The following is an 11072-nucleotide window of genomic DNA, read 5'->3' as shown; positions in this document are numbered from 1 at the left end:
TGCCCGAGGAGCGCCCGATCCGCCGGGTCCAGCACCAGCCACAGGTATTTGCCGCGCCGCGGCACGGCCGCGACCGACTGCCCGGTCAGCGCCAGCGCGAGGTCGCGGGGCCCGGGTTCGTGCCGCCGGACCGCACGCGGGTGCAGCACCTGAACGGATTCGATCGTCGCACCGAGGATGTGCTGATGCAGGCCTCGACGGACCACCTCGACCTCGGGAAGTTCGGGCACCGCGGATCAGTCGTGTTCGATGTGCGGTTCACCGGACCTGTCGGCGTCGGCCACGGCGCCGTCGGTCAATGCCTGCCACGCGGTGGCGGCGGCCTTCTGCTCGGCTTCCTTCTTGGTGCGACCGACACCGGTTCCGAACGCGGAACCGGCGACGAGAACCGTCGCAGTGAACTCCTTGTCGTGATCGGGACCCGTCGCGGAAATCTCGTAGACGGGAACGCCGGCACCACGTTCCGCCGTGAGTTCCTGCAGGCTGGTCTTCCAGTCCAGACCGGCGCCGAGCCGCGGTCCACGCTCGAGAAGATCGGAGAACAACCGCAGGACGACGTCGCGTGCGACGTCGATGCCGTGTTCGAGGTGGACGGCGCCGAGGAGGGATTCCATGCCGTCGGCGAGGATGCTCGCCTTGTCGCGGCCGCCGGTCAGTTCCTCGCCCTTACCCAGGAGAAGGTGCGTACCCAGCCCGCCGTCACCGAGATCCCGCGCGACCTCCGCGAGCGCGTGCATGTTCACCACGCTCGCACGGATCTTCGCGAGTTCGCCTTCGGACCGGTCCGGGTGCGTCAGGTACAGCTTCTCCGTGACCGTGAGGCCGAGGACTGCGTCACCGAGGAACTCGAGGCGCTCGTTGGTCGGCAATCCGCCGTTCTCGTAGGCGTACGACCGGTGCGTGAGCGCCAGTGTCAGCAGGTCGGGGCTCAGAGCCACGCCGAGGGCGGCGAGGAGGGATGCGTGATCCTCCTCGCCGCCCACAGGCGATGCGTTGATCGACTTGTTCGTCACGATGCCAGCCGGATCAGACGGCAGCGGTCACCTGACGGCCGTTGTACGTGCCGCACGACGGGCACGCCACGTGGGGCACCTTCTTTTCGCCACAGCCACGGTTCGGGCAGGTGACGAGGGTCGGCGCAGTGGTGTTCCACTGGCTGCGCCGCGACCGGGTGTTGGAACGCGACATTCTGCGCTTGGGGACGGCCACGTCTACTTCTCCTCGTTGATCTTGCTGTCAGATGCACTGCTGGGTTCTTCGGATCCTGCGCCGATGGCAGCTGCCAACCCAGCCCAGCGAGGATCGATTATTTCATGCCCGTGCCCGGATTCCGCAATCGCCAGGCGAATGCCGCATTCGGGGCACAGTCCCGCACAATCGTCGCTACACAACGGTCGCAGCGGGAGCTCCAATCCGACGGTGTCGACGACGACCGGCTCCAGGTCGATCTCGTCGTCCACCATCCGGTAGATCTCGTCCTCGTCGGTGGTCTGTTCCGTGACGCTGTTCGGGTAGGCGAACAGTTCCGTGAGATACAGCTCCACCGAATCGGTGAACGGCTCGAGACACCGTGAGCATTCGCCGACGGTGCCGGCGCGGACGGTGCCCGTCACGAGCACCCCCTCCGACACCGACTCGAGCCGCAGATCGAGCTCCATGTCCGAACCCTGTTCGATTGCCACGAGGTCGAGGCCGATGCGCGACGGCGCCGGGAAGACCCGGTGCACTTCACGCATCGAACCCGGCCGACGGCCGAGGGAAATCACGTCCAGCACGAGACCCTCGTCCCTGGCGGGGCGAGACGCACTGTGATGACGGGTAGACACTGGAACTCACTTTCTGGTCGACGACACGAAGCCGCCTCATCGGATTGGGCAACCCCCCAATGGTACGCGACGGGACACGCCGTGGGGAAATCCGCCCGGCCGGAGGTTCAGCGGCGCCGTTCGGTGCGCCGGTCCACGTCCGCGTAGTCGGGTGCCCCGGCGGTGCGCAACTGCTGCCTGCCCCGCCCCACCGATCGCAGTGTCGTTGTGAGGATCTCCTCGAAATCGGCGAGTTTGCCGTCGACGTACTCGTCGCATTCGGTGCGCAGCCGGTCCGATTCGGCATGGGAACCGTCGATGATCCGCGCCGATTCCGCATGCGCCACCTGGACGACCTCGGCCTGCGACACCAGCCTCGCCTGTTCGGCCTCACCGTCCGCGACGGAGCGGTCGAAGGACGCCTGACCCGATTCGATCATGCGGTCCGCGTCCGCGCGGGCCCGGCCGGTCACCGCCTCGTACTGCCGTTTCCCGTCGAGCGCGATGTCCTCGGCTTCGACCTGCGCGTTACGCACCAGTTCGTCGGCATGTGCCCGCGCCTCGTGCACCATCCGGTCGGCTTGGTCCTTCGCGTCGGCGAGCATGCGATCCGCGTCTGCCCGAGCAGTCTCCAGCAGGGTGCGTGCCTCGTCGTCGGCCTCGCCGACGGTTTTGTCGGCCAGCGCGCGGGCATCACCGACGAGTCGGTCGCGGTGGTCGAGGACGTCCTGCGCGTCGTCCAGTTCGCTGGGCAGCGCATCGCGCACGTCGTCGAGAAGATCGAGGACGTCTCCGCGTGGCACCACACAACTCGCGGTCATCGGAACACCGCGTGCTTCCTCGACGATCGCCACAAGTTCGTCGAGTGCCTCGAATACCCGGTACACGCCCAACCCCAATCGTCGTCGCGGCCCGGCCGGTGCGGCCGTGGCCGCTTGCCAGTCTGCCGCAGGCGGCACGGTGTGACGCGACGTGTGCGGGCGTGTCGGCGATCCGGCGCCCGGGTTCCCGGAGCGTCGCTCGCCGGACGTGGCGGGGGCTACTTCGCCGCGGCCCGTTCGGCGATGCGCGCCAGCAGCCGCTCGTGGACCGCCGCGGGGAGCATGTCCGCGACATCACCGCCGTAGGTCGCGACCTCCTTGACGAGCGAACTCGACAGATAGCTGTAGGCCGGGTTGGTGGCGATGAACAGGGTGTCGACGCCGGTCAGCTTGTGGTTCATCTGCGCCATCTGCAGCTCGTAGTCGAAATCGTTGGCACCACGCAGCCCCTTGACGATCGCGGTGATGCCGTTGGCCGTCGCGTAGTCGACGAGCAGCCCTTGCCATGCGTCGACGCGGACGTTCCCGAGATGCGAGGTTGCCTCGGCCAGCATGTCGAGCCGCTCCGGCACGGTGAACATGCCCTGCTTGTTCGGATTGATCAGCACGGTGACGACGACCTCATCGAATTGCAGTGCGGTTCGGCTGATCACATCGAGATGTCCGTTGGTGACCGGGTCGAAGGAACCGGGACAGACCGCGCTGCTCATGAGTCAGCACCGTAGCAGGTGGCGACCTCGACCCGGGTTTCCCCGTACTTGCGGGTCTTGCCCGCCTCCAGCCCGGCCGGCCACGCCGTTTCCGGTGACCGAGAGGACCGTTCGAGGACGACCACCGAGCCGTCACCGACCCAACCGCCGTCGACGAGCGCGGACAGCATGCCGGATACGGCGTCCTCGGTGACCGCGTACGGCGGGTCCGCCAGCACCAGGTCGTAGACCCGGTCCGGGGTGCCGGTCAGCACCGCGGACACCGGCGCCGCACGCAGCACCGCTCCCGACAATCCGACCTCGGCAATGTTCTGCCGGATCACGGCCGCTGCCTTGGCGTCGGATTCGACGAGCAGCGCGTGTGCCGCACCGCGGGACAGGGCTTCGAGGCCGAGCGCACCCGACCCCGCGTACAGATCCAACACTGCGGCGCCGCCGAGGTCCATCCGGGCGTCGAGGGCGCTGAACAGCGCCTCGCGCACCCGTTCGGAGGTGGGCCGGGTTCCGCGGGGCGGCACCTTCAGGCGCCGCCCCCCGGCCCGGCCCGCGACGATCCGTGTCACTCGGCGCTTTCCTCGGTGGCCACGACCACCAGTAGATCGCCGCCTTCGACCTGCTGAACCCCACCGATCGCGAGTCGGGTGATCGACCCGCCGCGCGGCGCGGTGATCGCCGCTTCCATCTTCATGGCCTCGATGGTGGCGACGGTGTCACCGGCAGCGACCTTGTCGCCCTCACCGACAACCAGGGTGACGGTGCCCGCGAACGGCGCGGCGACATGGCCGGGATTGTTCCGGTCGGCCTTCTCCGCGGCCGGAACCTCCGAGGCGATGGACCGGTCCCGCACCGAGACGGGACGCAACTGCCCGTTGAGGATGCACATCACGGTGCGGTAGCCGCGCTCGTCGGCATCGGAGATCGCTTCGAGGCCGATGAGCAGCTCGACGCCCTTGTCGAGCTTGACGCGATGCTCTTCGCTCTGCCGCAAACCGTAGAAGAACTGGTTCGCCGACAGTTCGGACGTGTCGCCGTAGATCTCGCGGTGTTCCTCGAACTCGCGGGTCGGCGCCGGGAACAACAGCCGGTTCAGGGTGCTGCGCCGCTCGAGTGAGCCACCACCGAGCGCCTTCTCGTCCTCCGGTGCGAGCCGTGTCTCGGCCTTCGGTTCGCCGCGACCGGCCAGGGCCTTGCTGCGGAAGGGTTCCGGCCAGCCACCGGCCGGGGTACCCAACTCGCCGCGCAGGAACCCGACCACCGAATCCGGGATGTCGAACCGGCCGGGATCGGCGGCGAAGTCGTCGACCGACACGCCGGCACCGACCAGGTGCAACGCCAGATCACCGACGACCTTCGACGACGGCGTCACCTTGATCAACCGGCCCAGCAACCGATCGGCACCGGCATAGGCGGCCTCGACATCCTCGAACCGGTCACCCAGACCCAACGCGATGGCCTGCTGCCGCAGGTTCGACAGCTGACCACCGGGAATCTCGTGGGTGTACACCCGGCCGGTCGGGGCGGGCAGCCCCGACTCGAACGGCGCATACACCTTGCGCAGTGCCTCCCAGTACGGCTCCAGATCACACACCGCCTGCAGATCCAGGCCGGTGTCGACGTCACTGTGGGCCGCGGCCGCGACGATCGCCGACAGGGCGGGCTGGCTGGTGGTACCGGCCAACGCCGCCGACGCACCGTCGACGGCGTCCGCACCGGCCTGCCAGGCCGCCAGGTAGGTGGCGAGCTGACCGCCGGGGGTGTCGTGGGTGTGCACGTGCACCGGCAGATCGAAGTTGGCACGCAACGCGGTGACCAGGGTCGCGGCGGCCGGCGCGCGCAGCAACCCGGCCATGTCCTTGATCGCCAGCACGTGCGCGCCGGCGTCGACGATCTGCTCGGCCAGTTTCAGGTAGTAGTCGAGGGTGTAGAGGGTTTCGTTCGGGTTCGACAGGTCACCGGTGTAGGACAGGGCGACCTCGGCGACGGTGGTGCCGGTTTCGCGGACCGCGTCGATCGCCGGGCGCATCTGGTCGACGTTGTTCAGGGCGTCGAAGATGCGGAAGATGTCGATGCCGGTGGTCGCGGCTTCCTGCACGAATGCGCGGGTGACCGCTTCCGGGTAGGGGGTGTAGCCGACGGTGTTGCGTCCGCGCAGCAGCATCTGCAGGTTGATGTTGGGGATCGCTTCGCGCAGTGCGGCGAGGCGTTCCCAGGGGTCTTCGTGCAGGAACCGCAGGGCCACGTCGTAGGTGGCGCCGCCCCACGCTTCGATGGACAGCAGTTCGGGGGTCATCCGCGCGACGTGCCCGGCGACGGTGAGCAGGTCCTTGCTGCGGACTCGGGTCGCGAGCAGTGATTGGTGGGCGTCGCGGAAGGTGGTGTCGGTGACCGCGAGGGCCTTCTGCTCGCGCAGTGCCCGGGCGAAGCCGTCGGGGCCGAGTTCGAGCAGCCGCTGCCGCGAACCGGTCGGCGGCTGGGCCGTCAGGTCGATCGCCGGCAACTTGTCGTGCGGGTACACCGTGGTCGGTCGCTGGCCGTGCGGCTTGTTGACGGTCACGTCCGCGAGATACCGCAGGATCTTGGTGCCGCGGTCGGCGGAGGAACGCAGCGTCAGCAACTGCGGTCGTTCCTCGATGAACGACGTGGTGACATTGCCGGCGCGGAAGTCCGGGTCGTCGAGCACCGCCTGCAGGAACGGAATGTTGGTGGCGACACCACGAATCCGGAATTCGGCGACCGCGCGCCGGGCCCGCGCCACCGCGGCTTCGAAGTCACGGCCCCGGCAGGTCAGCTTGACCAGCATCGAATCGAAATGCGCCGAAACCTCCGCACCGACCGACGTCCCACCGTCGAGCCGGATACCCGCACCTCCAGGGGTGCGGTAGCCGGTGATCCGGCCGGTATCGGGACGGAACCCGTTCGCCGGATCCTCGGTAGTGATACGGCACTGCAACGCCGCACCGCGGATCGTCACAGTGTCCTGCGACAACCCCAGATCGGACAGGGACTCACCCGCGGCAATACGGATCTGCGCCTGCACCAGATCGACATCGGTGATCTCCTCGGTCACCGTGTGCTCGACCTGGATACGCGGGTTCATCTCGATGAACACGTGCCGGCCCTGCTTGTCGAGCAGAAACTCCACCGTCCCGGCGCACTGATAACCGATCTGCTTCGCGAACGCGACTGCGTCCGAGCAGATCTTCTGCCGCAGTTCCTCCGACAGGTTCGGTGCCGGCGCCAACTCGATCACCTTCTGATGGCGACGCTGCACCGAGCAGTCCCGCTCGAACAGGTGCATCACGTTGCCGTGGGTGTCGGCGAGGATCTGCACCTCGATGTGCCGCGGATCGATGACGGCCTGCTCGAGGAACACCGTCGGATCACCGAACGCGGCGTCGGCCTCCCGTGACGCCGCCTCGATGGATTCCCGGAGTTGGCTGCGTTCGGCGACCCGGCGCATGCCACGTCCGCCGCCACCGGCGACGGCCTTGACGAACACCGGGAATTCCATGTTCTCGGCGGCGGCGAGCAGTGCCTCGACGTCGGAGGACGGTGCGGACGAGGCGAGCACCGGCAGACCGGCGGCCTCGGCCGCGGCGATCGCGCGGGCCTTGTTGCCGGTCAACTCCAGGATCTCGGCGGGCGGGCCGATGAAGGTGATGCCCGCTGCCGCGCACGCCGCGGCCAGGTCCGGATTCTCGGACAGGAAACCGTAGCCGGGGTAGACCGCGTCGGCACCGGCGGACTGCGCGGCCGAGACGACCTCGTCGACGGACAGGTACGCGCGGACCGGGTGGCCTTCGGTGCCGATCTGGTACGACTCGTCGGCCTTGAGTCGATGCAGCGACTTGCGGTCTTCGTACGGGAACACCGCGACGGTTCCGGCACCCAGTTCGTAGGCGGCACGGAACGCGCGGATCGCGATCTCGCCACGGTTGGCGACAAGCACTTTCGAGAACATTGGACGACGGTACCGCGCCGAAACACCCCGATTTGCCCACCTGTTCCACATTCTGGGATGGCGGGACCGGCAGCCGGAACTGAAACGATGCAGTTCCCGGGTTGGTAACTCGCGGGTAATACAAGTAGTGCGCTCGTTTTTACCTCACAACCGGATCCGGCCGAGCGTGCGCAGAACGTTACCCGAGCGCACCGACCGGCACCCTCGGTGGCCTCACGACTTCTCGAGGAACTCGACCCGATCGTTGGCGAGGGCCGCGGTGACCATCCGCGCGAGCCCTGGATGTGCAGCCAGCCCCGGGTCCGCGTCGGTCACCGCCCGCGCGAACGCCTGGGCCGCGGCGATGACCTCCACGTCGTCGACGAGGGAGAGCAACCGCAGTGTCGACGCGGTACCGGACTGTGCGACCCCGAGCACGTCGCCCTCACGCCGTTGCTGCAGGTCGAGTTGCGCAAGCGCGAATCCGTCGGTGGTCGCGGCCACCGCATCGAGACGCATCATCGCCTGCGATCCGGGGCGACTGTCGGTGATCAGTAGACACAAACCCTGATGGCCGCCACGCCCGACCCGACCACGTAACTGGTGCAGTTGGCTGACACCGAACCGGTCGGCATCGACGATCACCATCACCGTCGCGTTGGGCACGTCCACACCGACCTCGACGACGGTCGTGCACACCAGCACGTCGATGTTCCCGGCGCCGAAGTCGCGCATCACCGCGTCCTTCTCGTCCGACGGCAACCGGCCGTGCAGCAATCCGACCCGCAGGTTCCCGAGCGGTCCGGTGGACAGTTCCGCGTACTGCTGCAGCACCGACTTCGTCTCCGGTACCTCGGCTCGTGAGCCCTTCTTGCCGCCGCGCTTCGCGGCACCGCCCTTCGCGGCAAGTTCGGCGTCCTCGAGGATGAAGAAGTCCCCGGCTGCGTCGGCGTCGGTGCCGCCGTCGGCGTCGTCCTCCCCGATGCGCGAACACACCACGTACGCCTGCCGCCCCTGCTCGACCTCCTCGCCGATCCGTTCCCACGCGCGCTCGACCCAGCTCGGATGCACTTTCGCCGGCACGACCCGGCTCACGATCGGCGAGCGCCCGCGCGGCAGTTCGGTGAGGGTGGACACCTCGAGGTCGCCGAGGACGGTCATGGCGATGGTCCGTGGAATCGGGGTCGCGGTCATCACCAGTACGTGCGGGCTCGCGCCGTCGCGGCCACGGTTGCGCAGTGCGTCGCGTTGCTCGACACCGAAGCGGTGCTGTTCGTCGACCACCACGAGACCGAGATCCGCGAAGTTCACCCCCTCCTGGATCAGCGCGTGGGTGCCGATGACGATGCCCGCGTCGCCGCTGACGGCGTCGAGCAGCGCCTGCCGCTTCCGGGCAGTCGACATCGATCCGGTCACCAAGGTCACCTTGGTGGCGAGCGCGTGCGCACCGATTTCACCGGCCGCGGCCAGATCCCCGAGCATCGACGCCAGCGACCGGGCGTGCTGAGCGGCGAGCACCTCGGTCGGCGCGAGCAGTGCGCACTGGTGCTGCGAGTCGATGACCTGCAGCATCGCCCGCAACGCGACGATGGTCTTGCCGGAGCCGACCTCCCCCTGCAGCAACCGGTTCATCGGATGCGCCACCGACAGGTCGGCGGTGATCTCGTCGGCGACAGCGAGCTGCCCGGCGGTCAGGTCGAACGGCAACCGCCGATCGAACTCCGCGGCGATACCGTCGTCGCGTCGCGCGCAGACCGGCGCGGTACGCACCGCCACATCGTGTCGGCGCCGCGCGAGTACGAGTTGCAGTGCGGTGGCCTCGTCGAAACGCAGCCGGGCCCGCGCCGCGGTGACCTGCTCCTTCGTGTCCGGCAGGTGGATGGTGCGCAGCGCCTCGTCCAGTCCGACGAGGCCGCGGTCGCGGCGTACCCGGTCCGGCAGCGGATCGTCGACGATTTCGAGCTGGTCGAGGATCTGCCGCACACACCGCATCACCGTCCACGATTCGACCTCACGGGTCGCCGGGTACAGCGGGATCAGCGCACGATCGAAGATCGACATGTCGATGCCGTCGCTGCCCTGCGCGCTGCGGGCCATCCCGGCCAGCGCGCCGGCACCGCGGACCCGGGCGGGAGCGACTGCTCCCCCGATCTCGGCGTCCCGAGGCTCGGGGAGGATGACGTAGCTGGGGTGGGCGAGGCTCCACTTGTCCCTGAAGTACTTGACGGTGCCGGAGAACATGCCGCGCACGCCCGGTTTGATGTTGTATTTGACCTTGTGCGGATTGAAGAAGGTCACGTCGATCTTCTGCCGGTCCGAGACCAGCACCACGGCGAGCCTGGTTCCGGGCCTGCTCTTCATCCGCACCTCGTCGGCTTTCTCGACACGCGCGATGATCGTGACGTGCTGGCCTTCTTCCGGTTGCGCGTCGCCGAGTTCGGCGCCCTGCGTCGCATAGCGGTGCGGATAGTGGCGCAGCAGATCCTCGACGGTGGCCATGCCGAACGCATCGAACAGGGCATCGGCGGTCTTGCGTCCGAGAAGATGATCGAGTCGGTCCGCGAGTGTCGCCACTGCCGTCCTTTCGCCCGTTTCCGCTCCGGTTCGGTGCGGTGTCTACTCGGCGCGGTTCTTATTCGACACCGAGTTGCAGCAGGTCGCTGCCCTGCCCCCCGTGATACACCACGACCTCCACCTCGGGGTGGTGCGTGTCGAGGTGCGCGGCCAGCTGTTCGGTGAGGCCCTGCGGAGCGTCGGATCCGACAAGCATCGTCACGAGCTCGCCGCCCGCGGCGAGGACCTTGTCGAGAAGCGACGCGCCCGCTGCCACCAGATCATGCTCGATGACTACGACATCGTGACCGGCCAGGCCGAGACTGTCGCCCGGCTCGCATGTACCCACCCAGGTCAGAGCGCGTTCCTGGGCGATGCGCAGCGAACCCCACCGGGTGCTCGCGGCCGCTTCGGTCATCGTGAACGCGTCGTCGACGGATTCCCGTCCCGCGTCGTGCACGGCGAGGGCCGCGAGCCCCTGCACCATCGATCGACTCGGCAGGAACATCACCACCCGATGGTCGTCGCGGGCCGCGGCCCCGACCGCGACGAGGTTCTGGTCGCTGAGCGAACCGTTGGGCAGCACCAGCACTTCGGGAGCGTCGACCGCGTGGATGGCGTCGAGGAGCCCCGGAATGGTCATCGGGCGATCGGCCCGGACGACGACCGCACCCTCGGCCTCGAACAAGCGTGCCGCACCGTCGCCCTCGACGACGGCGAGCACGGCCCGTCCCGACGTGGACGGTGACTGCCGGGTGCCGTCGCACCCGACCGTTCGGACCGCGTCGAGGGCGAAGCAGGTGATCTCCACGCGCCGGAGACGTCCTGCCGCCAGACCTGCCTCGACCGCGGCGCCGGGGTCGCAGCAGTGCACGTGCACCGACCACGTGTCCGAGCCGTCGCCCACCACCGCGACGGAGTCGCCGAGCGCGTCGAGTCGCGTCCGCATCATCTCCACACGGGCCTCGTCGGAGCCGCCGACGAAGTACATGACCTCGTAGTCCTGCGAGTCGCTGTCGTGAAGGTGCGTGCTGTCGGCCCGGGCGGTGCCCGGCGTGGTGGCCCGGGCGGTGCCCGGCGTGGTAACCGAGCGCATCGGCGGCACCGGCCTGGTCGTGAGCGTCAGGCGCCGGTCCGGCCGCTGCCCGGTGACCGCCTCGACCAGCGCGTCGAGCAGGATCAGCAGGCCCAGTCCCCCGGCATCGACGACACCGGCCTCGGCGAGAACGTCGAGTTGAGTGAC

The 11072-nt window shown here is 68.5% G+C and carries 10 protein-coding genes; all 10 read right to left on the bottom strand.

Going from position 1 to position 11072, the window contains the following annotated elements:
- Nucleotides 1-230: DNA-formamidopyrimidine glycosylase family protein (locus WAX14_RS10170; RefSeq protein ID WP_422627961.1), on the bottom strand; the 230-nt coding region annotated here is incomplete at its 3' end.
- A gap of 6 nt (nt 231-236) precedes the next feature.
- Nucleotides 237-1013 (bottom strand): ribonuclease III, encoded by a 777-nt coding sequence (gene rnc / locus WAX14_RS10165; RefSeq protein ID WP_422627960.1) that lies wholly within the window; start codon nt 1011-1013, stop codon nt 237-239.
- A gap of 13 nt (nt 1014-1026) precedes the next feature.
- Nucleotides 1027-1209, bottom strand: a complete 183-nt coding sequence (gene rpmF / locus WAX14_RS10160; RefSeq protein WP_422627959.1) for a 50S ribosomal protein L32 — start codon at nt 1207-1209, stop codon at nt 1027-1029.
- 2 nt (nt 1210-1211) lie between these two features.
- Nucleotides 1212-1826: a YceD family protein gene (locus tag WAX14_RS10155; RefSeq protein ID WP_422627958.1), complete on the bottom strand. Its 615-nt coding sequence runs from the start codon at nt 1824-1826 to the stop codon at nt 1212-1214.
- Between the two features lie 107 nt (nt 1827-1933).
- Entirely contained in the window at nt 1934-2692 is a 759-nt protein-coding gene (locus tag WAX14_RS10150) for a DivIVA domain-containing protein (RefSeq protein WP_422627962.1), read from the bottom strand.
- Between the two features lie 152 nt (nt 2693-2844).
- Complete coding sequence (coaD, locus tag WAX14_RS10145; protein ID WP_422627957.1) at nt 2845-3336, bottom strand: pantetheine-phosphate adenylyltransferase; 492 nt, start codon at nt 3334-3336, stop codon at nt 2845-2847.
- Nucleotides 3333-3899 (bottom strand): 16S rRNA (guanine(966)-N(2))-methyltransferase RsmD, encoded by a 567-nt coding sequence (gene rsmD, locus WAX14_RS10140; protein WP_422627956.1) that lies wholly within the window; start codon nt 3897-3899, stop codon nt 3333-3335. The genes coaD and rsmD overlap by 4 nt, the downstream gene beginning before the upstream one ends.
- Nucleotides 3896-7297 carry a pyruvate carboxylase gene (locus tag WAX14_RS10135; protein WP_422627955.1) on the bottom strand — a complete coding sequence of 1134 codons (3402 nt, stop codon included), beginning with the start codon at nt 7295-7297 and terminating at the stop codon, nt 3896-3898. The genes rsmD and WAX14_RS10135 overlap by 4 nt, the downstream gene beginning before the upstream one ends.
- A 213-nt stretch (nt 7298-7510) precedes the next feature.
- Nucleotides 7511-9850, bottom strand: coding sequence for an ATP-dependent DNA helicase RecG (gene recG, locus WAX14_RS10130; protein WP_422627954.1), 2340 nt, complete (start codon nt 9848-9850; stop codon nt 7511-7513).
- Nucleotides 9851-9908: 58 nt separating this feature from the next.
- The coding region (locus WAX14_RS10125) for a dihydroxyacetone kinase (RefSeq protein ID WP_422627953.1) at nt 9909-11072 on the bottom strand (1164 nt) is incomplete at its 5' end.

Origin of the sequence: Rhodococcus sp. (in: high G+C Gram-positive bacteria) (genome assembly GCF_049299235.1) — a bacterium.
Classification (GTDB): domain Bacteria; phylum Actinomycetota; class Actinomycetes; order Mycobacteriales; family Mycobacteriaceae; genus Rhodococcus.
Note: the sequence above shows the minus strand (reverse complement) of the source record. Positions and strands in the feature narration are given on the sequence as shown.

Coding starts and splice junctions, on each gene's coding strand:
- coaD (WP_422627957.1), bottom strand. CDS start 3,336: ATGAGCAGCGCGGTCTGTCCCGGTTCCTTCGACCCGGTCACCAACGGA.
- WAX14_RS10135 (WP_422627955.1), bottom strand. CDS start 7,297: ATGTTCTCGAAAGTGCTTGTCGCCAACCGTGGCGAGATCGCGATCCGC.